At 71.3% G+C, this 22,431-nt stretch carries 23 protein-coding genes; 7 read left to right on the top strand and 16 right to left on the bottom strand.

What is annotated here, in order from left to right:
- Positions 1–2,988 (top strand): bifunctional [glutamine synthetase] adenylyltransferase/[glutamine synthetase]-adenylyl-L-tyrosine phosphorylase, encoded by a 2,988-nt coding sequence (locus MWM08_RS09915; protein WP_244459274.1) that lies wholly within the window; start codon positions 1–3, stop codon positions 2,986–2,988.
- Entirely contained in the window at positions 2,985–3,452 is a 468-nt protein-coding gene (gene bcp / locus MWM08_RS09910) for a thioredoxin-dependent thiol peroxidase (RefSeq protein ID WP_244459273.1), read from the top strand. Before MWM08_RS09915 ends, bcp begins: the two co-directional genes overlap by 4 nt.
- A gap of 15 nt (positions 3,453–3,467) precedes the next feature.
- Here bcp and MWM08_RS09905 read toward each other — a convergent pair whose 3' ends face one another.
- Positions 3,468–4,019: a hypothetical protein gene (locus MWM08_RS09905; RefSeq protein WP_244459272.1), complete on the bottom strand. Its 552-nt coding sequence runs from the start codon at positions 4,017–4,019 to the stop codon at positions 3,468–3,470.
- A 246-nt stretch (positions 4,020–4,265) separates the two neighbouring features.
- Positions 4,266–4,766, bottom strand: a complete 501-nt coding sequence (locus MWM08_RS09900; RefSeq protein WP_244459271.1) for a hypothetical protein — start codon at positions 4,764–4,766, stop codon at positions 4,266–4,268.
- Between the two features lie 129 nt (positions 4,767–4,895).
- On the opposite strand from MWM08_RS09900, the gene MWM08_RS09895 reads away from it, so the two are divergent.
- The 4 genes from MWM08_RS09895 to MWM08_RS09880 all read left to right on the top strand — a co-directional run bounded on the left by MWM08_RS09895 (position 4,896) and on the right by MWM08_RS09880 (position 8,471).
- Positions 4,896–5,873: a Bug family tripartite tricarboxylate transporter substrate binding protein gene (locus MWM08_RS09895; protein ID WP_244459270.1), complete on the top strand. Its 978-nt coding sequence runs from the start codon at positions 4,896–4,898 to the stop codon at positions 5,871–5,873.
- Between the two features lie 5 nt (positions 5,874–5,878).
- The gene (locus MWM08_RS09890) at positions 5,879–7,123 is read left to right on the top strand and encodes a CaiB/BaiF CoA transferase family protein (RefSeq protein WP_244459269.1); all 1,245 of its coding nucleotides are present in this window, start codon (positions 5,879–5,881) and stop codon (positions 7,121–7,123) included.
- 99 nt (positions 7,124–7,222) lie between these two features.
- Positions 7,223–7,762: a TetR/AcrR family transcriptional regulator gene (locus MWM08_RS09885; RefSeq protein ID WP_244459268.1), complete on the top strand. Its 540-nt coding sequence runs from the start codon at positions 7,223–7,225 to the stop codon at positions 7,760–7,762.
- A gap of 67 nt (positions 7,763–7,829) precedes the next feature.
- Entirely contained in the window at positions 7,830–8,471 is a 642-nt protein-coding gene (locus MWM08_RS09880; protein WP_244459267.1) for a glutathione S-transferase family protein, read from the top strand.
- Positions 8,472–8,474: 3 nt separating this feature from the next.
- On the opposite strand, the gene MWM08_RS09875 is transcribed toward MWM08_RS09880, so the two are convergent.
- Positions 8,475–9,494 carry an L-idonate 5-dehydrogenase gene (locus tag MWM08_RS09875; RefSeq protein WP_244459266.1) on the bottom strand — a complete coding sequence of 340 codons (1,020 nt, stop codon included), beginning with the start codon at positions 9,492–9,494 and terminating at the stop codon, positions 8,475–8,477.
- Complete coding sequence (locus tag MWM08_RS09870) at positions 9,491–10,432, bottom strand: 2-hydroxyacid dehydrogenase (protein WP_244459265.1); 942 nt, start codon at positions 10,430–10,432, stop codon at positions 9,491–9,493. The genes MWM08_RS09875 and MWM08_RS09870 overlap by 4 nt, the downstream gene beginning before the upstream one ends.
- 140 nt (positions 10,433–10,572) lie before the next feature.
- Here MWM08_RS09870 and MWM08_RS09865 point away from each other — a divergent pair, with 140 nt between their 5' ends.
- Positions 10,573–11,328 carry an SDR family oxidoreductase gene (locus tag MWM08_RS09865; protein ID WP_244459264.1) on the top strand — a complete coding sequence of 252 codons (756 nt, stop codon included), beginning with the start codon at positions 10,573–10,575 and terminating at the stop codon, positions 11,326–11,328.
- Here MWM08_RS09865 and MWM08_RS09860 read toward each other — a convergent pair.
- The 12 genes from MWM08_RS09860 to MWM08_RS09805 form a co-directional block, all read right to left on the bottom strand.
- On the bottom strand, positions 11,325–12,191 hold the full coding sequence (locus MWM08_RS09860) for an HpcH/HpaI aldolase/citrate lyase family protein (protein WP_244459263.1): 867 nt from the start codon (positions 12,189–12,191) through the stop codon (positions 11,325–11,327). The two genes, MWM08_RS09865 and MWM08_RS09860, sit on opposite strands and share 4 nt — an antisense overlap.
- Entirely contained in the window at positions 12,188–13,093 is a 906-nt protein-coding gene (locus tag MWM08_RS09855) for a polysaccharide deacetylase family protein (RefSeq protein WP_244459262.1), read from the bottom strand. Before MWM08_RS09855 ends, MWM08_RS09860 begins: the two co-directional genes overlap by 4 nt.
- Before the next feature lie 169 nt (positions 13,094–13,262).
- On the bottom strand, positions 13,263–14,237 hold the full coding sequence (locus tag MWM08_RS09850; RefSeq protein ID WP_244459261.1) for a Bug family tripartite tricarboxylate transporter substrate binding protein: 975 nt from the start codon (positions 14,235–14,237) through the stop codon (positions 13,263–13,265).
- Positions 14,238–14,336: 99 nt separating this feature from the next.
- Positions 14,337–15,854, bottom strand: coding sequence for a TadE/TadG family type IV pilus assembly protein (locus tag MWM08_RS09845; RefSeq protein ID WP_244459260.1), 1,518 nt, complete (start codon positions 15,852–15,854; stop codon positions 14,337–14,339).
- The gene (locus MWM08_RS09840) at positions 15,851–16,423 is read right to left on the bottom strand and encodes a TadE/TadG family type IV pilus assembly protein (protein ID WP_244459259.1); all 573 of its coding nucleotides are present in this window, start codon (positions 16,421–16,423) and stop codon (positions 15,851–15,853) included. Before MWM08_RS09840 ends, MWM08_RS09845 begins: the two co-directional genes overlap by 4 nt.
- A complete protein-coding gene (locus tag MWM08_RS09835) occupies positions 16,401–16,901 on the bottom strand; it encodes a TadE/TadG family type IV pilus assembly protein (RefSeq protein ID WP_244459258.1) in 501 nt (166 codons plus the stop codon). Before MWM08_RS09835 ends, MWM08_RS09840 begins: the two co-directional genes overlap by 23 nt.
- Positions 16,898–17,620 carry a tetratricopeptide repeat protein gene (locus tag MWM08_RS09830; RefSeq protein ID WP_244459257.1) on the bottom strand — a complete coding sequence of 241 codons (723 nt, stop codon included), beginning with the start codon at positions 17,618–17,620 and terminating at the stop codon, positions 16,898–16,900. Before MWM08_RS09830 ends, MWM08_RS09835 begins: the two co-directional genes overlap by 4 nt.
- A gap of 19 nt (positions 17,621–17,639) precedes the next feature.
- On the bottom strand, positions 17,640–18,560 hold the full coding sequence (locus MWM08_RS09825) for a type II secretion system F family protein (protein ID WP_244459256.1): 921 nt from the start codon (positions 18,558–18,560) through the stop codon (positions 17,640–17,642).
- Positions 18,557–19,513, bottom strand: coding sequence for a type II secretion system F family protein (locus MWM08_RS09820; protein ID WP_244459255.1), 957 nt, complete (start codon positions 19,511–19,513; stop codon positions 18,557–18,559). The genes MWM08_RS09825 and MWM08_RS09820 overlap by 4 nt, the downstream gene beginning before the upstream one ends.
- Positions 19,510–20,907: a TadA family conjugal transfer-associated ATPase gene (locus MWM08_RS09815; RefSeq protein WP_244459254.1), complete on the bottom strand. Its 1,398-nt coding sequence runs from the start codon at positions 20,905–20,907 to the stop codon at positions 19,510–19,512. Before MWM08_RS09815 ends, MWM08_RS09820 begins: the two co-directional genes overlap by 4 nt.
- Positions 20,895–22,136: a CpaE/TadZ family protein gene (locus tag MWM08_RS09810; RefSeq protein ID WP_244459253.1), complete on the bottom strand. Its 1,242-nt coding sequence runs from the start codon at positions 22,134–22,136 to the stop codon at positions 20,895–20,897. Before MWM08_RS09810 ends, MWM08_RS09815 begins: the two co-directional genes overlap by 13 nt.
- Positions 22,123–22,431, bottom strand: a complete 309-nt coding sequence (locus MWM08_RS09805; RefSeq protein WP_244459252.1) for a hypothetical protein — start codon at positions 22,429–22,431, stop codon at positions 22,123–22,125. Before MWM08_RS09805 ends, MWM08_RS09810 begins: the two co-directional genes overlap by 14 nt.

Below are 22,431 nucleotides of genomic sequence, written 5' to 3'. Positions count from 1 at the left end.
ATGACGGCCTGCTTCAGCACCGAACGCCTGCCCCGCCCCTTCGACCCCGCCGCCGCGAGGCTGGCGGCCGAGCACTTCGCCGAGCGCGGCGCGGCAGAACGCGACTTCGCCGCCAGCCCCGAGGGCGCGGCGCTGCTGGCCGCGCTGGGGGGGCACAGCCCGTATCTCGCGGAACTCGCGGTGCGGGAATCCGCCGCCCTGCTGGCGCTGGCAGAACGCGGGCCGGATGCGGCGTTCGAACGTGCGCTCGACCCGCTGTCGCGCATCGACCCCGCCACGCCCCGCGCGGCACTCGCCACCATCCTGCGCCAGGCCAAGCGGCAGGGTGCGCTGGCGGCGGCCGTCGGGGACATCACCGGGTTGTGGCCGCTCGACCGCGTAACCGGGGCGCTGTCGGACCTGGCGGAGGCAGCGATCGACGCGGCTTGCGCCCACCTGCTGCGCGACGCCGCCGCGCGGGGCGAATTGCGCCTGCCCGGCGCATCCCGGGCGGATCCGCGCCTGGTGGGGCGGAATTCCGGCCTGGTCGTGCTCGGCATGGGCAAGCTCGGCGGGCGGGAACTGAACTACTCGTCGGATGTCGACCTCATGGTGCTGTACGAGCCCTCGGCGGCAGCCTACCACGCCGACCGGGCGCAGGCGGTCTATGTCCGCATCGCCCGCGACATGGTCCGGCTGCTGGAGGAACGCACGGCGGAGGGCTATGTTTTCCGCACGGATCTGCGATTGCGCCCGGACCCGGCGGCCACGCCGCTCGCGGTCTCGATCCCGGCCGCCATCACCTACTACGAGAGCATGGGGCAGAACTGGGAACGCGCGGCCATGATCAAGGCGCGCCCGGTGGGCGCCGACCGCGCGGCGGGCGAGAGCTTCCTGCGCGAGATCCGCCCCTTCGTGTGGCGCCGCCACCTCGACTTCGCCGCGGTGGCCGACATCCATTCCATCAAGCGACAGATCCACGCGCACAAGGGGGCCAAGGGGGCCAACGCCACCGTCCAGGTGGAAGGCCACGACGTGAAGCTCGGCCGCGGGGGCATCCGCGAGATCGAATTCACCGCGCAGGTGCTGCAGCTGATCTGGGGCGGGCGCGACCCGGGGCTGCGCGACCCGACCACCCTCGGCGCGCTGGTCGCACTCGCCGCCGCCGGCAAGATCGACCGGCGCGCCGCCGCCGACCTCGCGGATGCCTATGTGTTCCTGCGCAACCTCGAGCACCGGCTGCAGATGGTGGCCGACCGCCAGACCCACCGCATGCCCGAGGATGCGGAGGGTGTGGCGCGCATCGCCTCCTTCATGGGCTTCGCGGATGCCGAGGCCTTCCGCGTGGCCTTCACCGGCCACATGGCGCAGGTGGAACGCCATTACGGGCGCATGTTCGAAGCCGAGCCGACGCTGGGCGCCGAGGCGGTAGATGGCAGCCTGGTCTTCACCGGCGTCGAGGACGACCCCGGCACCATCGCCACACTTCGCGCCATGGGCTACGCGAATCCGTCCGGCGTGGCGGCGTTGGTCCGCGGCTGGCACCACGGGCACACGCGCGCCACGCGCAGCGAACGGGCGCGCGAATTGCTGACCGCGCTGATGCCGGCGCTGCTGGCGGCCTTCGCGAAGCAGCGCGACCCGGACACCGCGATCCAGCGGCTGGATGGCGTGTTCGGGCGGCTCTCGGCGGGGGTGCAGGTGCTGTCGCTGCTGGCGCGCAACCCGCCGCTGCTGGATCGGCTCGCGGGCGTGCTGGGGGCGGCGCCGCAATTGGCGGACCACCTGTCGCGCCACACCGCCGCGCTGGAAGGGTTGCTGATGGGCGCGGGGGGCACGGTCGGCAGCGCCGCGGCCACCCTGCCTGCCCTGCTGCGCGAGGCGCATCACATCGAGGAAGCGCTGGAGGCCGCGCGCCGCCTGGTGCACGAGGGCAAGTTCGAGATCGACGCGGCCACGCTCGAGGGCACGCTCGATGTCGATGCGGCCGGCGAGGCGCGCTCCGCCCTGGCCGATGCCGCGATGTCCTCCCTGTTGCCCCATGTCACCGCCGCCTTCGCGGAGCGGCACGGCAAGGTCAAGGGGGGCGCGCTGGCGATCGTGGCGCTGGGCAAGCTGGGCGGGCGGGAGATGCTGCCGGGGTCGGACCTCGACCTCATTCTGATCTACGACCATGCCGAGGGGGCCGAGACCAGCGAGGGGCGCGCCAAGCGTGGCGCCCCGCCGATCCGCCCGCTGCCCGCCAGCCAGTATTTCACGCGGCTCGCGCACCAGATGGTGGCGGCGATCGCGGCACCGGGCGCCGAGGGCAAGTCGTATGAGGTGGACATGCGCCTGCGGCCGTCCGGGTCGAAGGGGCCGGTCGCCGTCTCGCTATCCGCCTTCGAGCGCTACCACGCCGAGGATGCCTGGACCTGGGAGCGCATGGCGCTGACCCGGGCGCGCGTGGTGGCCGGCCCGCCTGCGCTGCGCCGGCGCGTCGAGGCGGCGATCCGGGCCGCGCTGCTGCGCCCCGATGCGGCGGAGAAGGCGATTCCCGATGCGGTCGCGATGCGCGCGCGCATGCTGCGCGACCTGCCGCCCGACGGGCCCTGGGATGTGAAGCTCGGCCGCGGCGGGTTGGTCGAGGTGGAGTTCATCGCGCAGGCGCTGCAGCTGGTCCATGCTCGGGCGCATCCGCGCGCGCTCGCGCCCACGACGCGAGTTGCGCTCGCGAACCTCGCCGGGATCGGCGCGCTGGGCACGGATGAGGCCGCGACGCTGATCGCGGCGGAGCGCCTGTGGCGCACCGTGAGCGGGCTGCTGCGCCTGACGGTCGGGCCCTGGCGCGAACAGGCGCTGCCGGAGAGCGTGGCGGCGGCGCTGCTGAATGCCTGCCGGCGGATCGACGCGGAGGGCGCGCCGGTTGACCTCCCGGGACTCCAGGCACAGATGGCCGGACGGGCGATGGCGGTGCGGGCGATCTTCGAACGCCGCCTGGGCCGCCCGGAGATGCAGGGGGACACATGAGCGAGTTGGTCGAGGGCAAGAAGGCACCTGCCTTCAAGATGAAGGCGAGCGGCGGGCGCGAGGTGTCCTCCGCCGGACTGAAGGGCAAGCCCTACCTGATCTATTTCTACCCGAAGGCGGATACGCCAGGCTGCACCAAGCAGGCCTGCGGCGTGCAGGAGGCGCTGCCCGCACTTGGGAAGATCGGGATCGAGGTGATCGGCGTCAGCCCGGACCCGATGGCGCCGATCGAGAAGTTCGCGAAGAAGTACGCGCTGGAATTCCCGCTGGCGTCGGACGAGGACCACACGGTGGCCGAGGCCTATGGCGTGTGGGTGCAGAAATCGATGTACGGCAAGACGTATATGGGGATGGAGCGGTCGTCCTTCCTGGTCGGCGCGGACGGGAAGATCGTGAAGGTCTGGCGGAAGGTGAAGCCGGAGGCGCATGCGGCGCAGGTGCTGGAGGCGGCGGCGGCGCTGTAGCGCCCCCGCGGCGGGTCAGCCGCCGTGGCTCGTCGTGATCTGGCGGAAGACTTCCTCGGCTTCCTTGAAGGTCTCCTCCGCCCGCGACTTCATCGCCGGGTCGGCGAAGCGGTCGGGGTGGAAGCGCAGGCGGAAGGCGCGCCGCGCGGCATCGACCAGCCAGGCGGGCGCGGTCTCGGCCAGGTGCACGCGGCGGAGCAACCCGTTGCTGCGCGCGGGAAGCGCCTCGGTGGCCAGGGCGCGCTCGGCGGCGGCGGCGCGGCTTTCAGCCTCGCGCAGGCGCTGCTCGGTCGCCTCGAGGCGGGCGCGCAGGTGCTCCAGGCGGCCATCGCGTTCGATGGCGGCCGCGGTGGGGTTCTCGGCGGCACCGCTCTCGGCGCGGTTCAGCAACTGGGAGACGCGCCGCGCGGCGGATTGCGCGACCTCGACATCGCGCCGGCCGAGTTCGCCCAGGATGAAGGCCAGCAGTTCGATGTCGTGCGGATGCGCCTCGGCGCATTCGAGCAGCCGCGAGGACGGCCAGTTGGTCAGGGCCTTCTTGTTCGCGAGGGCGGACGTATCCGACATCGATTGGGGGTTCGAGCCCATCATTATTTTTGAGACATAGCAGTCTTGCGACAAGACTTCTACGCATCAGGGGTTGGGGCCACACACTTCATGGTTGTTTTCGCGGGCGAAAGACTCGCTCCGGAGACGGCGGATCAGCGCCGGTTCGGGAACGCGCCGTGTGCCGCATTCGGGGTGTCCGGCGGCGCCTAGCCATTCGGCCCGATGCGCGGGTGGGCGCCGATGCCGGACGTGCCGAACACGCGGTCAGCCGTGTCGCTCGATCTCGGCGAAGACCGCCTCGGCGCGCTTGAAGACTTCCTCGGCACGGCCGCGGCGGTTGGCGTTGCCGTGGCTGTCGGGGTGGTAGCGGCGGCGGAAGGCGCGGCGCACCTCGCTGACCAGCCAGGCCGGCGCATCGGGCGTGAGGTAGACGCGCCGATGCGGGCCGAGTTCGCTTGGCGCACCGTCCTGGGCCTGGACCAGGCGGACCTCGGCCAAGGCCAGCGCGCTGCGCAGGCGGGCGATCTCGGCGGCCGCGCTGGCGAGCAAGTCACGCAATTCGGCCACGGCCTGGCCGCGTGGCGCGGCGCCGGCTTCCTCGTGCAGGCGCTGCAGGCGGGCGTGCAGGGCACGCGCGCGCGTGCCGGGACGATGCGCGACCTCGACCGCCAGGCCGGCCAGCACGGCCTGGTTGGACGCATGCAGGATGGCCTGCTCGGCCAGTTGTTCGAGCGGCCATTCGCGGAACGGCCGGTCCTCGGGCATGGGCAAAGACCCTCCTGGTCCCTGGGGCGGGTGTGGCATGGCGCGGGTGAACACGGGGTTCATGGCGCGGTGCTTCCGGCGCGCGCGGGGATGGGCAAGACTGGGTGCCAACGGGAAGGAACGCGACAGATGCGGATGATCGACGGGATTGGACGGCGCACGCTGCTGGCAGGGGTGGGCCTGCTGGCGGCACCGGCGGTGCGCGCGCAAGGGGCCTGGCCGAACCGGCCGGTGCGCATCGTGGTGCCCTTCCCGCCCGGCGGGTCGAACGACGTGGTGGCGCGCCCGCTGGCCGAACGGCTGCAGCAGCGCCTGGGGCAGCCGGTGGTGATCGAGAACCGCGCCGGCGCGGGGGGTGCCATCGGTGCCACGGCGGTTTCGCAGGCGCCGGCGGATGGCTACACGCTGATGGTCTCATCGTCGTCCTTCATGACGACGTCGATCGCGCAGCGCGTGCCCTGGACGGTGCTGGGGGATTTCACGCCGGTGGCGCTGCTGGCACGGTCGCCCTTCATCGTGCTGACCAACCTGGACTTCCCGGCGCGCACGCTGGCAGACTTGGTACGCATGGCGCGCGAGCGGCCGGGGTCGATCGATTTCGGGTCGTCCGGTCCAGGCGGGATCAACCACTTCGTCACCGAGTATTTCTGCCTGCGCGCGGGCATCCGCATGAACCACGTGCCCTACCGCGGCATGCCGCCCGCGGTGAACGACCTGGTGGCGGGGCATATCCCGGTGCTGATCACGACCATGCCGAGCGCGGCGGGCGTGGTGCGCGACGGGCGGGTGCGGCTGCTGGCCTATACCGCGCCCGGCGCGCCGGAGGGGTCGCGCCCGGCACCGACCGTGCGCGAGCAGGGGATCGACTACGAGAGCGACATCTGGTGGGGCCTGTTCGCGCCGAAGGGGCTGCCGGAACCGATCCTGGCGCGGCTGAACAGCGAGACGAATGCGGCGCTCGCGGAACCGGACATGGCGCGGCTGTTCCAGGCCGAAGGCGCGCGGCCCTCGCCGATGTCGCCGGCCGACTTCGCCGCGCTGTTGCGCACCGAATACGACCGCTGGCGCGAGGTGGCGCAGGCCGCGAACATCCGGCCAGAAGGCTGACCGGCGTGGTGCAGATCCATCGCAAGGCGTTCGACCCGGCCGCGCGCGGCGCCATGGAGGGCGTGCGGGTGGTGGACCTGTCGCGCCTGGTGGCGGGCAATGTGCTGACCAAGGTGTTCTCCGACCATGGTGCGGAGGTCGTGAAGGTCGAACCGCCCGAGGGCGACACGCTGCGCGCCTGGCGGGTCGGCGGTGTCGAGACATCGTGGAAGACCATCTGCCGCAACAAGAAGTCGGTGGCGCTGGACCTCAAGCGACCGGAGGGGATCGCGGCGGTGAAGGCGCTGGTGAAGGGCGCCACGATGTTCGTGGAATCCTTCCGCCCGGGCGTGCTGGAGGCGATGGGGTTGGCGCCTGCCGACCTGCTGGCGATCAATCCCGCGCTGGTGGTGGTGCGGATCTCCGGCTGGGGGCAGGACGGGCCGTATCGCCACAAGCCGGGCTTCGGCACGCTGGTCGAGGGCTATTCCGGCTTTGCCGCGGTGAACGGCTTCGACGACCGCGAGCCGGTGCTGCCGCCGATGTTCATGGGCGATGCCTATGCGGGACTGTATGGCGCATCCGTCGCGATGATCGCGCTGCGCCATGCGGAAGCGGGCGGCGGGGGGCAGGTGCTGGACGTGTCGTTGTTCGAACCGCTGTTCAGCGTGCTGGAACCGCAGGTGGCGAATTGGCGCATCACCGGCAAGCGCAAGGCGCGCACCGGCAGCCGGTCGACCAATACCTCGCCGCGCAATGCGTACCGCACGTCCGATGGCGGGTGGGTGTGCCTGTCGGCCTCCACGCAGGGGATGACGGAGAAGCTGTTCCGGTCGATCAATCGCGCGGATTTGGTGACCGACCCGCGCTTCGTGAACAACCCCGCACGCCTGCAGCATTGGCAGGAGCTGGATGCGATCATCGGCGGCTGGATCGGGCAGCGCACGCTGGCGGAGAACGTCGCGCATTTCGACCGCGCCGGCGTGACCATAGGCCCCATCATGGACACCGCCATGCTGGAGACCGACCCGTACACGATCGAGCGTGAGGCGCTGATCGAAGTGCCGGACGACGACATGCCCGGCGGCTGGCTGCCGATGCACGGCATGGTGCCACGCCTGTCCGGCACGCCTGGCGTTCTGGCGCGCCCCGCTCCGCGCATCGGCGAGCACAATGACGAGGTTCTGGGGCCGGTGCTGGGGGCCGCGGAATTGGCGCGGCTGCGGGGGTTGGGCGTGGTGCGGGATACGGCGCCGCGCAGCGCGGCTTGATACTGGAACACTCGTTCCATATCCTGCCGGCCTGACCGGAGACCGCCCGCCCTGGCCCGACCCCGTGCCTTTGATGAGGACGCCGCCCTGGATGCCGCCATGCTGCGCTTCTGGGAGCATGGCTATGCGGCGACCTCGGTGCGCGACCTGGGCCAGGCGATGGGGCTGGGCGCGGCCAGCCTGTATAACAGCTTCGGCGACAAGCATGCGCTGTTCGCGCGCTGCCTGGACCGATATCTCGACCGCAACATGCGCGAGCGCATCGCGCGGCTGGAAGCGACGCATCCGCCGCGCGACGCCATCAAGGCCTTCCTGCATGAGGTGGTGGCGCGGTCCTGCGCCGACCGGCGCGGCTGCCTGCTGGTGAACACCGCGCTGGAAGTGGCACCGCATGACGAGGCGATCGGCGCCATCGTCGCGGCGCGCCTGGCGGAACTCGAAGCGTTCTTCCGCCGCTGCGTGGTGGCGGGGCAGCGCGCTGGCGGCATAGCCCGCGGGCGATCAGCGCGCGACCTGGCGCGGGGGCTGCTGACGACCGTGATGGGGTTGCGCGTGCTGGCGCGCGCACGCCCCGAACCCGCCTTGCTGCGCGGTGCGGCGCGCCAGGCGCTGGCGCTGCTGGACCCGCGCGTCGCATGAACAGACCAACGGGAGACGCTTGATGGCTCGGCAATTATTCGAACTCTGCGGGAGCGATCCTGCGCGCGTGTTCAGCCCCTTCTGCTGGCGCAGCCGCATGGCGCTGGCGCACAAGGGGCTGGACTTCGACAGCGTGCCCTGGCGCTTCACCGAGACCGAGCGCCTGGCCTTCGCCAGGCACGACAAGGTGCCGGTGCTGGTGGATGGCGATGCCGTGGTGGTCGAATCCTTCGACATCGCGCGGCATCTCGACGCCGCCTATCCGCAGGCGCCGTCGTTGATGCATGGCGCGCCGGAGCCGTACCGCTTCATCGGCGCCTGGACGGATACGGTGCTGCATGCGGGCATCGCCGGGCTGATCGTGACCGACATTCCGCCGCTGCTGGATGATGTGGACCGCGCCTATTTCGTGACCAGCCGCGAGAAGCGCTACGGCAAGGCGCTGTCCGAGGTGACGGCCGGGCGCGAGGACCGCCTGCCGGCCTTCCGCGCATCCCTGCTGCCGCTGCGCCATGCGCTTCGCGGGCGGGATTTCCTGGGCGGCGCGGCGCCGGATTATGCCGACTACACCGTGTTCGGCGGCTTCATGTGGGCGCGGGTTGTGAGCCCGCTGGAACTGCTGGCTGCGGATGACGCCGTGCATGCGTGGCGCGAGCGGATGCTCGGGCTGTTCGGCGGCATGGCGCGCGCGGTGCCGGCCGCCGCCTGAGCCTCAAAAGGCGATCTGCACCTTCATCGCGCGCGTGCGGTCGGCGGCCAGGGCGAAGGCTTCCGCCGCACGTTCGATGGGGAAGCGTTCGGTCAGCAGCGGCGCGACATCGATGCGCCGCGCCGCCAGGGCTTCGACCGCCATGGCGAATTCGGCGTGGAAGCGGAAGGTGCCGCGCCAGGTGATCTCCTTGGCCGCCAGCACCGACATCGGCACGGGCACGTCACCGCCGATGCCGATCTGCACGATGGTCCCGCCGGGGCGCGCCACAGGCAGGATGCCGAGCAGCGCGCGCGGGCTACCGGAGGCTTCCAGCGCGACGTCGAAGAAGCCCTTGTCGGGGGTGTAGGCGTCGAGGCCATCGGCGTGGAAACGGTCCGCGCCCATGCGCAGCGCGATCGCCTTCGGCGCGTCGCTGAGGTCGGTCGCCACGATCTCCCGCGCGCCACCCATGCGCGCGGCGGCGATGGCAAGCGCGCCGATCGGACCACAGCCGGTGACCAGCACGCGACGGCCCAGCAGCGGGCCGGCCTGGCGCGCGGCATGCAGACAGACGGCGAGCGGTTCAGCGAAGGCGGCTGTGGTGGTGTCGAGGCCGTCGGGTAGCGGCACGGCCTGCGCGGCTTCGCAGACCAGGCATTCGCGGAAGCCGCCATCGACATGCGGGTCGCGCATCGCACTGCCGTAGAAGCGCATGTCGAGGCAGTGCTGCGCGGCGCCTTCGAGGCAATACCGGCAGCGGCCGCAGGGCAGCGAGGGGTTCACCGCCACCGACTGGCCGGGCTTGAGCGCGGTCACGCCATCGCCCACCGCGTCGATCACGCCGGCGACCTCGTGCCCCAGCACCATGGGGTGCTTCACGCGGATGGCGCCGAAGCCGCCGTGCTGGAAGTAGTGCAAGTCCGACCCGCAGATGCCGCCGGCCGCGACCCGCACGCGCACCTGGCCGGGCCCGGGTTCTCCGGTGTCGCGCTGTTCCACGCGCAGGTCGTGGGCGGCATGGATGACGACGGCGCGGGTCATGGCACGGGGGTCGGCAGCGGGCGGCCGTCGAAATGCGCTTCGAGGTTCGCGAGCATCAGCGCGCCCATGGCCTTGCGCGTTTCCACCGTGCCCGAGGCTTGGTGGGGGGAGAGCACGGCGTTCGGGAAACTCGCGAAGACCGGGGCGATGGCGGGTTCGTTGTGGAACACGTCGAGGCCCGCACGGGCGATGCGGCCGGATTGCAGCGCCTCGATCAGCGCGGCCTCATCCACCACCGACCCGCGCGAGACATTCACGAAGATCACGCCGGGGTTCAACGCCTCGATCGCCGCGCGGTCGACCAGGCCAGCCGTCGCCGCACCGCCGGCAGCCGAGACCACGAAGATGTCGACATGCGGCGCCATCGCGGCCGGCGAGGCGTGGAAGGTGTAGGGCAGGTCCTTCTTCGTGCGGCCGGAATAGGCGATGGCCATGCCGAAGCCCTCCGCGCGGCGCGCGATGGCACGGCCGATGCGCCCCAGGCCCACGATGCCGATTCGCTTGCCCCAGACGCGCGTGGCCAGGCGCATCGGCCCCTGCTTCGCCCAGGTGCCGGAGCGCACATAGGCGTCGCAGTCGGGGATCTCGCGCGCAGTGGCCAGCAACAGGGCGAAGGCCATGTCGGCCACGTCCTCGGTCAGAACGTCGGGCGTGTTGGTCACGGCGATGCCGCGGGCGCGGGCGGCGGGCAGGTCGATGGCATCCACGCCGACGCCGTAGCAGGCGATGATCTTCGCCTGCGGACACGCATCCATCATGGCCGGGTCGGCGCCGAGTTCGCCCTTGGTCGCAATGGCGCGGATGGATGGGCCGTGCTGCGCGAGGAAGGCGGCGCGGTCGGGCGCTTCGTACAGCAGGTGCAGGGTGAAGCGTCGCGCAAGGGCTTCGAGATCCCAATCGGGCAGCACGCCCACGACCAACAGTCCCGGCTTGTCCATGCGCGTCTCCCTTCCGACGTGATCCACTTCGCCGGATCGCGTCGTAGCCTTGATTTGAGCGACCGATTCACCGCTTCGGCGATTTCGCCTTCGCGGATCAGGCGCTAGCCTTGCCACGCAGATTACACGGGGAAACGCCGATGTCGCGCGCGCTGTTCGACCTGACGGGGAAGCTGGCCCTGGTGACCGGATCGAGCCAGGGGATCGGCCTGGCGCTGGCCCGCGGACTGGCGGAGGCCGGGGCGCGCGTGGTGCTGAACGGGCGGGACGCGGCGAAGCTGGAAGCCGCGCGCGCGCATGTGCCCGGCGCCCTGGTCGCGTCCTTCGACGTGACGGACCACGCGGCGGTCGAGGCCGGCATCGCCGCCATCGAAGCCGAGCATGGCCCGCTGTCCATCCTGGTGGCGAATGCCGGCATCAACCTGCGTGCGCCGTCTACGGACATGCCGCCCGAGACCTGGCGGCGCGTGATGGACGTGAATGTCGATGGCGTCTGGTACTGCTGCCAGGCCGCGGGCAAGCGCATGGTCGCGCGCGGGCGCGGCAAGATCATCACAGTCTGCTCGGTGCAGAGCGAACTGGGGCGCCCGACCATCGCGCCCTATGCCACGAGCAAGGGCGCGTTGAAGATGCTCACCCGCACGCTTTGCGCCGAATGGGCGAAGCACGGGGTGAACGTGAACGGGCTGGCGCCCGGCTACTACGACACGGAATTGACCAGCGCGCTGGTGCAGGATGCGGCCTTCACGGATTGGCTGTGCAAGCGCGTGCCCGCAGGGCGCTGGGGGCGCGTGGAGGAACTGATCGGGGCGACCGTGTTCCTCGCCGCGCCGGCCTCGGATTTCGTGCACGGCCAGTTGCTGTTCGTCGACGGCGGGATGACCGCCGTCGTCTAGCCGGCCCGTGCGATCAACCGCCGCGCCCGATCCACGATCGGCTTGTCGATCATGTCGCCCTCGAAAGCCACCGCCCCCTTCCCTTCTGCCAGCGCCGCCTCGAAGGCCGCGACGAGGCGCTTTGCGCGCGCGACCTCCTCGGGCCGCGCGCCGTACTCCTCGTTGATGATCGCCACCTGCGAGGGATGCACGCAGGACGCGCAGGCGAAGCCGATGGCGCGCGACCGCCGCAGCATGGCGCGATAGCCATCCAGGTCCTTCAGCCCCGCCACCGTGCCGATGAAGCCGAGCGGCAGCACGCCCGCCGCGCGCGCCGCGACAACGCCCATGCGCTTGGGCAGATCCAGTGCATCGGGCGTGGGCTCGGCGCCGAGGTCCGTCGCAAGGTCCTCGCCGCCCACCCCCAGCGCCACGACGCGCGGATCGGCGGATGCGACGGCCTGCGCATGTGCCAGAGCGGCCGCATCCTCGATCAGCACGATGAAGCGCACGGAGCCGATCGGCCGACCGGACTCTGCCTCGGATTCTGCGGTCAGTTCCGACAGCAGCCGCACATGATCCGCGCCCATCATCTTGGTGCAGACCAGCCCATCCGCGCCCGCCGCGACCGCCGCGGCGATGTCGCGCGCGGCCATGCGCAGGGGGCGGTTGATGCGGACCACCACATCCGCGCCATTGCGCCGCACGCTGGCGACCGACGCCGCCAGCCCCGCGCGCGCCGCATCCTTCGCATCCGGCGCGACGCCGTCCTCGAGGTCCAGGATCACCACATCCGCGCCGCGCTCATGCGCCTTCGCGACGAATTTCTCGGCGCTCGCGGGCACATACAGCAGCGACCGCCAGGCCGGCAGCACGCGCGTCATGGCAGCATCTCCGATCCCGGCACGACGCCCTTGGGCAGACCGGCCGCGTAGCGTGCCATCTCCCCCGGCCGCGCCACCCACAGCCGATCGCGATGCGACATCACGTGCCGCAGCGCATCGCGCAGCGCGCGCAGGCGGAAGGGCTGGCCGACGACGAAGGGGTGCAGCACGATCGAACACACCAGCGGCCGCTTGCGGGATTGTTCGAGCATCTCGTCGAACTGGTCGATGATCATCTCGGCGAACTGGCGGCCCGTGTGCTGGCGGAAAACCTGCGCCGGGCTGTCGTTCAGCTCGATGGAATAGGGCACCGACAGCATCGGCCCGGCGCGCGTCGTCATCCAGAAGGGCTGGTCATCCGCCGGCCAGTCCATGACGTAGGAGAAGCCTTCCTCCTTCAGCAGGTCCAGCGTCACCGCCGATTGCGCGATATAGGGGCCGAGCCAGCCGGCCGGCGCGCTGCCCGAATGCCGGATGATGGCGTCGCGGCTTTCGGCGATCAGCCGCCGCTCATCCTCCTCCCACATGCCGTCCTGGCGTTCGGCGTTGGTGCGGCCATGGCCCACGAATTCATCCCCGCGCGCGACCAGCGCCGGCGCGATCTCCGGGCAGGCATCGAGCACCGCGCCGTTCACATTGTGCGCGCAGGGAATCTCCAGCTCGTCCAGCATGTCGAGCATATTCCACAGCCCGACGCGGTTGCCGTAGTCCCGCCAGGCGTAGTTGCGCTGCCCCTGCGGGGCCGCCGCGCCCGTGCTGTCGGACCCCAACCCCGCGCGATAGGCAAACGCCTCGATGTTGTTGCACACCACCACCGCGAGCCGCGCGCCGTTCGGCCATTCATAGGTGGGGCGCGTCGGGATCGCGCTGTGGGCGTAGCGCCCGTGGCCCGGCATCTTCATGGTGCAGTCCTCCGCATGGCGCGGAGGCTGTGGCAGGACCCGCCGCGCGTCAACGCAGGTCGAGCAGCACCTCGGCCGCCGCGCCGAGATCCACGGGCAGAACCGTCGGCGGAGCGACCTGGCGGCCCTCGCGCCGCGCCTGCACGAGCAGCCGGGCCAACATGCGGGTTCAGCCCTGCGTCGTGATTCCGGCGGCGCGAACCACCGGGCCCCAGCGGTCGAATTCCTGGCGCACGAAGGCCTCGGTCTCGGCGGGGGTCATGTAGAGCGGCTCGCTCCCGATCGCGACGAGGCGGGAGGCAACCTGCGGGGCGGCCAGCGCATCACGTACCGCGGTGGTGAAGCGTTCGACGATCGGGGCCGGCGTGCCGCGCGGCGCGAACAGCCCGGTCCAGGACCGCACGGCGTAGTCCGGCACGCCCTGCTCCATCACGGTCGGCAGGTCGGGGCGGATCGACACGCGCTGCGCGGTGCAGACGGCGATGATGCGCACGCGTCCATCCGAGGCTGGCGGGGCGACGGTCGGCAGGTTCATGAAGCCGATCGGCACGGTGCCGGCGATCAGGTCGTTGATGGCCGGCCCGCCGCCGCGATAGGGCACGTGCGTCAGGTCGACGCCGGTGCGCAGCCTGAACAACTCGCCCGCCAGGTGGTTCGATGTGCCGACGCCCGAGGACGCGAAGGAGATCCCACCGCGCGTGGCCCGCACCTTGGCGATCAGGTCCTGCACGTTGGTCACGCCGAAGGCAGGGTTGGCGGCGATCACGTTGGGCACGTCGACCAGCATGGCGACGGCGGGCAGCGCCTCGCGCGGGTCGTAGCCGAGGTCGCCCGAGACCAGCGGGTGGAACACGTGGTTCGAGGCGGAGGAGATGAGGAAGACCGACCCGTCCGGCCGCCCACGCGCCACCATGCCCATGCCGAGCGAGCCACCGCCGCCGGGCCGGTTCTCGACCACGAAGGGCTGGCCTAGGCGGGCTTCCAGAACGGGTGCGAGCAGGCGTGCGACCACGTCGTTGGACCCGCCGGCAGCGAAGGGCACCAGCAGCGTCACGGGACGATTGGGCCAGGCGTCCTGCGCACGCGCGGCGATCGGCGCGGCAAGGGACGCGGCGGCAAGGGCGATGGCATGCCTGCGGTTCATGGGCGGCTCCCGGTTGGTCTTGATCCGCCGCCTACAGCCTTGGCCCGCTGGCTGCAAGCATTCGTGCCGGCGGCCGGCCTTCGGGCCGACGGCACGTGTTCAGCGGATCAGGCGCAGGTTCGCGAGCTGGCCGCCGATCTCGCGGAACGCGGCGCGCAGCGCCGTCGCGTCCGGGCTGTTAAAGTAGTATTCCGGCCGCGTCGCGCAGGTGCGGTAGAGGTTCTGCGTCGTGGTGTTCGAAACGTTGAAGGTGATGGCATAGACGATGGTGCCGGTCGCCTTGATGGAGGTGCACAGCCGCGACATCCGGGCGTTGATCTCGGTGAGCGCGCGCGCATTGGTGATGCCGGCGATGCCGAGCCGGTTCTCGCGCAGGCGGCCATAGGCGGTCATGTCGGCGTCGCCGTCGCTGGTGTAGCCGCTGCGGCAGGGCGGGTTGCTGCCGGTGGTACGGCAGGCACCGGGCGCGCCTTCGGCCCAGTCGTGCCATTCGTTGTTGCCGTCGGTCATGAGTACCAGGACCTTGTCCATGAACGGCGTGTCGTAGTTGAGCGGCAGGGTCGGCGACCCCCACAGCCCGCGCCAGCGCGGGGAGATCGTGGCCCAGCCCATCTGCAGGCCCAGATTGGCCATGGTGCCGCCGCGATGCGTCGCACGCAGGTTCGCGATCTCGGTCAACAGGGTCGTGCGCGATGCCACCAGCGGCGTGATGGCGCGCCCGCAGCCGAGGTTGGGCCCGCGCGCATCATTGCCGATCGCGTTCTGCGCAGCGTCGGAGGCGGGCGATTCGGGATTTGGTTCGTTGATGTTGAGGTTGTTCCACTCGTTGTCGCCCCGGTTCGGGCTGTAGCGCCCGGAGGTCGAGGGCCACAGATGCGGGCGGAACGGCACCAGGGTGGGCGGCGTGTCGGTCTCGTCCTCGCCGTTCAGGTGGCGCGCCTGCACGCAGCCGCGCCAGACCGTGCTGCCATAGGCGGTGGGATCGAGGCTGCCCGGCGCCAGCCAGTTGCTACGCCCGCGGCCGATGTTCACGGTCGAGGTATAGGGCACGAGGGACATATAGAAATTCGGAATCGTCTCGTTCGGCCCGTACAGGATGTTCACGAGCTCGGTCGCGGAATCGCGCAGCGCCGTCATCGACGCACCGGCCATCGAGCCCGTCACGTCGAGCACGAGGGCGAGTTCCATGCCGCGGTCCTGGCGGCGCGCCGCGTGGTCGGCGGTGGCGATCAGCGTGTCCTGGCCGAACACCCGCAGCACCGTGGTGGGAAGGGCCGCACGCACCTGCAGGCGCACGACGCGGTTCGATTCCTCGACGCTGATGGTGAAGCTGGTGATCTCGGCCCCCAGGAAGCCGGTGCGCCCGAGCCGCGTCTCGCGCGTGAAGTTGGCCCAGAACCAGCGCTGGATCTGCGCGTCGCGGTCGAGGTCGTTGATCACGCGCGCGCCCGCCAGCGCCGCGGAATCGACCGCTGTGACCAGGCGCGAATGCAGCAGGTACAGCCTGGTCAGGTCGATCGCCGCACCGGCCATCGCGAGCAGCGGGATCGCCGCGAGGCCCGCCAGCATCGCCACCGCGCCGCGGCGGTCGCGCAGCAGTTTGCGCAAGGATGTCATGGCGAGATCCTCAGGATGGAGACCATGCGCGGCCGCTGCAGCGCGAAGGATTGCAGGCGGGAGAACGGGTCGCCGGCCAGGAAGCGTCCGGACAGCACCCAGGGTTCGCGGGCGTAGAAGATCTCGGCGGCGAGCGCGCTCTGGCCGATCGCGAGCGAGAGGTCGGCCGAACCGGCCGGGATGGTGGCCGCCCCGCCCTCGGTGCCGAAGGCGCTGGCATAGCCGCCCGAACCCTGCCGGCGCTGCCAGAGCACCATCGCCCCGGTCCCGGTATTGGCAATGGCGGTCAGGATGACCGCGCCATCCGACGCCGTGACGCGATAGGGCGCGGCGACGCGCCCGGCCAAATCGAAGATGGTGGCGAAGTCCTGTTCGCGCAGCGCCTGGTACTGCGCGACGACGTTTACCACCTCGCCCGCCGTGCGTTCGAGGCGTAGTGCCACGCGCAGGAAGTCCACCACGTCCAGGACAGCCAGGCCGAGCACCGCCAGGATGGGTGCGACCAGTGTGAATTCGACCGCCACCGACCCGCGCCGGCGGCGCCGGTCAGGGTGGCGGGAAGGGTTCATTGCGCACGATCATCCGCGAGCGGTGCTCGAGGCTGGTCCGCCCGAGCACGAGCATGGGAAAGGGGCTGAGGAAGGGCTGCTGGTACGAGAGGTCGTACATCACCGTCTCGCTCGCCCCGCCGGCGCCGGCGCGGGCCGAACCGGGCGCCGACAGCGCCGCGGCATCGGCGAAGACCTGCACGGTGACGCTGAGCCGGTCCTGCTGCAGCACGTAGGGGCCGAAATGCAGCACCACGCGGCGCACCGCTTCCTCCCGCGTGGTGGGGGCCGGCGGCGGCAGCCAGTCCGGCATGGCCTGGCCGGTCGCACCGAAGCGCGACGCCTCCCGCGCACCGATGTCGAGGGTCGCGGCGGTCAGCGCCTGCCATGCGCCTTCCAGCACCGTCATCATCAGGGCGAACAGCATCGGCCCGGTCAGGGCGAATTCGAGCAGGACGGCGCCGTGCCGCCCGAGAGTTCCGCGTCGCCGCCGGATCATGGGCCAGCCAGCGCGAGCCGCCAGGCCGCTGCCGCCTCCCGGCTGTTATCGCCCAGTTCGGGCGCCATCATCTCCGCCGCGCGGGGCGCATCGCCAGCGGCGGCATAGGCCAGCGCCAGGTTGTGCCGCTGACGCGGCGTGGCCTGTGGGGCGCGCGCCACCGTCTCGAGCATGCGCACGGCTTCGGCCCCCTGGCCCGACAGAGTGAGCGACAGCGCGAGGTTGGTGCGCGCGCCTTCATGCGTGGGGTCGAGTTCGAGCGCCGCGCGATAGGCCGCCTGCGCCTCCGGATGGCGGCCCTGGTGGTCGAGCGCCACGCCAAGGCCGCTCTGCGCGCCCGGGTCGCGTGGCAGGGCGGCGATTGCCTCGCGGAAGGCGGCCTCGGCTCCCGCCGCATCGCCGCCGCGCAGCCGCGCGCGACCGAGGCCGAGCCGCGCGGTGCGCGACGTGCCGTCAGCCTGCACCGCACGTTCATAGGCGGCGGCGGCCTGGTCCCAGCGCGCACCGGCGGCGAGCATCTCGGCATGGCGTAGTTGGGCGGCGCCATCGCGCGGGTTGGCCGCCGCCGCCCCCGCCGTGGCCGCCAGCGCGGCCGAGGGATTGCCGGTGGCGATCGCGGCCTGCGCGATGCGCGCCTGCTGGTCGGTATCGCCGGTGCCGGCCGCCCCGCAGGCCGCAAGCAGGGCTGACAGGATCACGGGGGTGAGGGTCTTGCGCATGATGCCAACTCCTTCGGCTTCAGGGACGCGAGGCGAGGTCGAGCACCCGCAATACTGCGGGGCCACCAACGATCAGGAAGATGCAGGGCAGGATGAACGCGATGGTGGGCAGCGTGAGCAGCGCGGGCAGGCGTGCCGCGCGCGCTTCGAAGCGCATGAGCGTCTCGTGCCGCAATTCGGTCGAGAGCGTGCGCAGCGCCTGCGACAGCGGCGTGCCGTACTGCAGGGTCTGCGCGAGCGTCCCGCCCAGGCGGCGCAGGGATTCGAGGCCCGTGCGGTCGCCCATGTTCTGCAGCGCCTGCCGGCGATCGGACAGGATGCGCAGTTCGGTCCCGACATTGGCGAATTCGGCGGCCAGGGCGCGGTTCGCCTCGGCCATCTCGGTCGAGACGCGTTCCACCGCGGCCTCGAGCGGCAGGCCGGATTCCGCGCAGATCACCATGAGGTCGAGCGCATCCGCGAGGCCGCGTTCGACCTGCTGGGCATGCGCTTCCTTCATGCGGCGCAGGATCATGTCGGGCAGCACCAGGCCCGCGACCGCCGCCCCGGCCACCAGCAGGTTGCGCCCCATCGGCCCGAAGCCCGCCGAGAGCGGCAGCATCAGCACAGGCAGCGCGACCATCAGCAGGACCTTGGCGCCGATGAAGACCGCGACCGGGCGCGCCCCGCGGAAGCCGGCGGCGACGACCGTGCGCTGCAATTCGGCCAGCGTCTCGCCTTTGACGATGCCGGAGGCCAGCACCGCCTGGCCCACGCTGCGCGCGATGCGCTGGGGCAGCGGCACGGCATCGACGCGACTGCGCGTGACCAGGCCGCGCAGCGTACCGAGTCGCGCCTGGAGTTTCTCGGCCCGGCGCATCCGCGGCACCAGCAGCGCCACGCACAGCAGCATTGCGGCCATGATGCCGAAGGCCGCCTGGAGCAGCAGGACCCGGTTCACGACAGGCTCCGGCGGATGATCGCCTTCATGGTGCCGAGCCCGGTCGCCAGCGAGGCAATAGCGCAGGCCAGCACGATGTTCCCACGCGGGTCGTTGAACAGCACCAGCACGTAGCGCGGGTTGATCAGCATCAGTGCCGAGGCCGCGAAGATCGGCACGGCGGAGAGCACATAGGCGCTGGCCCGCGCCTGGGAGGCCAGCGCATGACCGCGCTGGCGCGTCGCCACCCGCTTGCGCACTACGTCCGCCAGGTTGTCGAGCGTTTCGGTCAGGTTGCCACCCGCGCTGTTCTGCAGCGTGAGCGAGACCGCGAAGAAACGGTATTCCGGCAGACCCGAGCGGCGCGCCAGGCGCTTCAGCGCATCCTCCATGGTGATGCCGATGGCGAGCTGGTCTGCGAGGCGGCGGAATTCGGCGCCGGTCGGGTCCGGGATCTCACGCCCCACGGTGCGCAGCGCCTCGACCACCGGGATGCCGGCGCGCACCGCGCGCACCACCATGCCGAGCGCATCGGGCAACTGCTTGTACAGCGCATCGGCGCGCTTGCGGTGGATGGAGGCGAAGACCCAGCGCGCGAGCAGCACCCAGATCAGCAGCGTGGACGTCCAGCCGGTCCCGCCCGCCAGGCTCGCGGCATAGGCCCCGCCCGCGACCGCAGGCAGCGCGGCCAACAACACCAGCAGCGGCGGCGCGAGGGGATACTGGTCGAGCCGCTCGGGATCCCAGCCGAAGGCCGCCGACAGGCGCGCCTCGAGCGGCTGGGGCATGCGCAGCCAACTCGCCTGCGGGGCGCGATGGGCCAGGCGGCTGGCCATACGCACCCGTGCATGCGGCAGCGAATAAGCGGCGAAGCGTTCGCTCAGGCGCCGCCCGCGCCCCTTGCTGCCGGTGCTGTGCAGGCCCCACAGCGCGAGGCCGATGCCCACCAGCATGGCCATCAGGAGCGCCATCATTCGCTGTCGTCCTCCAGCGACGAATACCAGGCGCGCTCGAGGCCGAAATACGCGAGGCGAGGCGCGAAGCCCGGGCGCGCGCGGCTGAGGCGATAGGTGCCGCGCAGCTTGCCGCCGGGTTCCTCGCCTTCGTATTCCCACTGGAAGATGTCGTTCAGCACGACGACCTCGCCTTCCAGGCCGCAGACCTCGGTCAGCTGGGTCACGCGGCGCACGCCGTCGCGCATGCGCTCGATCTGGATGATGAGGTCCACCGCCGAGACGATCTGCTGGCGGATGGCGCGCGCGGGCAGGCTGTTCTGGCCCATCAGCACCATGTTCTCGATGCGGGTGACGGCATCGCGCGTGGTGTTGGCATGGATGGTGGACATCGACCCGTCATGGCCGGTGTTCATGGCCTGCAGCATGTCGAAGGCCTCGGCGCCGCGACACTCGCCGAGGATGATGCGGTCGGGGCGCATGCGCAGCGCATTCTTGACCAGGTCGCGCTGCGTGACCTCTCCGCGGCCTTCCAGGTTGGCAGGGCGTGTCTCCAGCGGGATGACATGCGGCTGCTGCAGTTGCAGTTCGGCCGCGTCCTCGCAGGTGACGATGCGCTCGGTCGGGTCGATCAGGCGCGACAGCGCATTCAGCATGGTGGTCTTGCCCGACCCCGTGCCGCCCGAGATGATGATATTCAGCCTGGCGCGCGAGGCGATTTCCAGCACGCGCCCCATCGGCGGGGGGATGGAGCCGTTCTTCACCATCTGCTGGAAGTCGATCTTGCGTTTGGCGAATTTGCGGATCGACAGGCAGGGCCCGAGCAGCGAGAGCGGCGGGAAGATGATGTTCACGCGCGAGCCATCCGGCAGACGCGCATCGACCATCGGGCTGCTTTCGTCGATGCGCCGGCCGATCTGGGCGGCGATGCGCTGCGCGATGCCGGCCAGATGCGTGCCGTCGCGGAAGCGCACGTTGGATTGGGTGAGACGGCCCTTCTGTTCGATGAAGACGCGGAAGGGGCCGTTCACCATGATGTCGGTGACGGTCTCGTCCTCGAGCAGCGGGGCCAGCGGGCCGAGACCCAGCATGTCGTCGACCAGCTCGGCCGCGACCTCGCGCTGCTCGCGCGCCGACAGACCGATGCGCTGGCCGTCGGCGATCTCGGCGATCATGCGCTCGACCTCGGCGAACAGCGCCTCCTGCGGCAGGGCGGCGACCGAAGCGGGGTCGATGCGCGCAAGACACAGCGCGCGCAGTTCCTGCTTCTGGCGCTGCACCGGCGTGAGCGCGGCGGTCGGCGCGGCGGGGGCCTCGGGCGGCGGCGCCTCGGGCGCAGGGGCGGGCGTGGTGACCGTGAGGTCCTTGCGGACCAGGCGACCGAAGGCGGGGGCCGGGTGTTCTAGCGGAACCATCGCGCGAAGATCCCCCGCTTCTGTTCTTCCTCACCCTCCGCGCGGATCGACGCGACCTCTTGCACGAGCTTCAGCAGCGCGCTGCGGAACGGTCCGCGCTTGGCGGCCGCGGCCTCGCCCAGGTCTGCCGAGACCGGCACCACCTTGGGCAGCCACGGGATCACCAGGTCCGCGTCCTCTCCCATCGCCTCCTTCACCTGTTCGGCGGTCAGCAGGCCTGGCTTGCCAAGGTTGTTCAGTACGGTGAAGGCGCGGCGCGACTGGGTGGGTGCGTTCGGGATCGCGGCGTAGCGCAGCATCTCGCGTGCGCCGGCCAGGGACGGGTCGGTGACGAGGATGCGCTGGTGCGCCATGTCCAGCACCTCGCGCGCCGCGGGGGCGCTGCGCGCAGGCAGGTCCACCACGACGAAATTGTAGCGCCGGCGCAGCATGGTGATGAGGCGCGCGGCCGCGCCCGGCTGGGCCAGCACGGCCTCGCCGGGCTTTTCTTCGGCGGCGAGCACATGCAGGCGTTCGCCGACCGGCTGCGCGGTGCGCTCGACGAACAATTCATCGACGCGCTCGGGATGTTCGAGCGCCGCGCGCAGCCCGTTCGTAGTGCGCGCGCCGAGCAGCAGCGCCGAGGCCCCCGCATGGAGGTCGGCGTCATACAGCACGGTGTGCCGCCGCGCTTCCTCGCCCAGGTGCCAGGCGAGGTTGGCGGCGATGGTGGTGGCGCCGACGCCGCCGCGCACGCCGGTGACGGTGATGACGCGCCCGCCGCGTAGGTGCATGTCGCGCTGCGTGCTGCCCTGGCGCAGATAGGGCAGCAGATGGCGCGCTACCATTTCCTGCGACAGCGGCTTGAACAGGTATTCCAGCACGCCGAGCCCGCGCGTGAGCTGCCGGTAGAAGGCGGCGTCCGTGCGTTCGCCGATGACCAGCACGCGCACGTCGGGCTCCACCACCAGCGCCAGTTCCTCGAGCGCGGTGAGCGGCTGCTCGACGCCCGAGACATCGACCACGAGCGCCAAGGGCGTGCTGGACCGCTTCAGCGCCTTGGTCGCGGCCACGATGTCGCCGCGGCGGACCTCGGCCCCCTCGCCCATTTCGGTCAGCAGCGTCTCGCGCAGGATGGCGTCGCTCTCGGCATCGGTGACGAAGGCGATCAGCGGCGCGCGATCGGCCGACGGCGCGCTGGCCTGCGCCGTCGCCGGCGCGTTCCGGTCGGGACCGTCAACGCCCGCCATCACCACCCCCGCTGGGCGACGCCGCACCGCCGGCGCCGGTCGCCTGGATGCGCGCGACACCCGAGGCCGCAAGCGGCTTCACGCGGTCGGTGCGGTAGCGATGCACGGCGGCCGCGGTGACGGCGCCATCCGATCGCGGGTCGTCCACGCCACGGTCCAGCATGGCCGGGTCGGCGACGTGGACGCGCAGGTTCGCCTCATTGGCGCGAACCGGGCGCCAGGCGCCATCGCGCGTGAAGGGATCGATCTGCTCGCAACCGCCGAGCAGCAGGACCAGGAGGATCGCGCGGCGCAT

The organism is Roseomonas fluvialis, from assembly GCF_022846615.1.
Lineage (GTDB): Bacteria > Pseudomonadota > Alphaproteobacteria > Acetobacterales > Acetobacteraceae > Neoroseomonas > Neoroseomonas fluvialis.
The sequence above is the reverse complement of the archived record's forward strand: the minus strand, read 5'-3'. Positions and strand labels throughout refer to the sequence as shown.

What these genes read in the sequence shown, in the direction of transcription:
- MWM08_RS09915 (WP_244459274.1), top strand. Translation starts at nt 1, where the DNA reads ATGACGGCCTGCTTCAGCACCGAACGCCTGCCCCGCCCCTTCGACCCC.
- bcp (WP_244459273.1), top strand. Translation starts at nt 2,985, where the DNA reads ATGAGCGAGTTGGTCGAGGGCAAGAAGGCACCTGCCTTCAAGATGAAG.
- MWM08_RS09905 (WP_244459272.1), bottom strand. Translation starts at nt 4,019, where the DNA reads ATGTCGGATACGTCCGCCCTCGCGAACAAGAAGGCCCTGACCAACTGG.
- MWM08_RS09900 (WP_244459271.1), bottom strand. Translation starts at nt 4,766, where the DNA reads ATGCCCGAGGACCGGCCGTTCCGCGAATGGCCGCTCGAACAACTGGCC.
- MWM08_RS09895 (WP_244459270.1), top strand. Translation starts at nt 4,896, where the DNA reads ATGCGGATGATCGACGGGATTGGACGGCGCACGCTGCTGGCAGGGGTG.
- MWM08_RS09885 (WP_244459268.1), top strand. Translation starts at nt 7,223, where the DNA reads ATGCTGCGCTTCTGGGAGCATGGCTATGCGGCGACCTCGGTGCGCGAC.
- MWM08_RS09875 (WP_244459266.1), bottom strand. Translation starts at nt 9,494, where the DNA reads ATGACCCGCGCCGTCGTCATCCATGCCGCCCACGACCTGCGCGTGGAA.
- MWM08_RS09870 (WP_244459265.1), bottom strand. Translation starts at nt 10,432, where the DNA reads ATGGACAAGCCGGGACTGTTGGTCGTGGGCGTGCTGCCCGATTGGGAT.
- MWM08_RS09865 (WP_244459264.1), top strand. Translation starts at nt 10,573, where the DNA reads ATGTCGCGCGCGCTGTTCGACCTGACGGGGAAGCTGGCCCTGGTGACC.
- MWM08_RS09860 (WP_244459263.1), bottom strand. Translation starts at nt 12,191, where the DNA reads ATGACGCGCGTGCTGCCGGCCTGGCGGTCGCTGCTGTATGTGCCCGCG.
- MWM08_RS09855 (WP_244459262.1), bottom strand. Translation starts at nt 13,093, where the DNA reads ATGAAGATGCCGGGCCACGGGCGCTACGCCCACAGCGCGATCCCGACG.
- MWM08_RS09850 (WP_244459261.1), bottom strand. Translation starts at nt 14,237, where the DNA reads ATGAACCGCAGGCATGCCATCGCCCTTGCCGCCGCGTCCCTTGCCGCG.
- MWM08_RS09845 (WP_244459260.1), bottom strand. Translation starts at nt 15,854, where the DNA reads ATGACATCCTTGCGCAAACTGCTGCGCGACCGCCGCGGCGCGGTGGCG.
- MWM08_RS09840 (WP_244459259.1), bottom strand. Translation starts at nt 16,423, where the DNA reads ATGAACCCTTCCCGCCACCCTGACCGGCGCCGCCGGCGCGGGTCGGTG.
- MWM08_RS09835 (WP_244459258.1), bottom strand. Translation starts at nt 16,901, where the DNA reads ATGATCCGGCGGCGACGCGGAACTCTCGGGCGGCACGGCGCCGTCCTG.
- MWM08_RS09830 (WP_244459257.1), bottom strand. Translation starts at nt 17,620, where the DNA reads ATGCGCAAGACCCTCACCCCCGTGATCCTGTCAGCCCTGCTTGCGGCC.
- MWM08_RS09820 (WP_244459255.1), bottom strand. Translation starts at nt 19,513, where the DNA reads ATGATGGCGCTCCTGATGGCCATGCTGGTGGGCATCGGCCTCGCGCTG.
- MWM08_RS09815 (WP_244459254.1), bottom strand. Translation starts at nt 20,907, where the DNA reads ATGGTTCCGCTAGAACACCCGGCCCCCGCCTTCGGTCGCCTGGTCCGC.
- MWM08_RS09810 (WP_244459253.1), bottom strand. Translation starts at nt 22,136, where the DNA reads ATGGCGGGCGTTGACGGTCCCGACCGGAACGCGCCGGCGACGGCGCAG.
- MWM08_RS09805 (WP_244459252.1), bottom strand. Translation starts at nt 22,431, where the DNA reads ATGCGCCGCGCGATCCTCCTGGTCCTGCTGCTCGGCGGTTGCGAGCAG.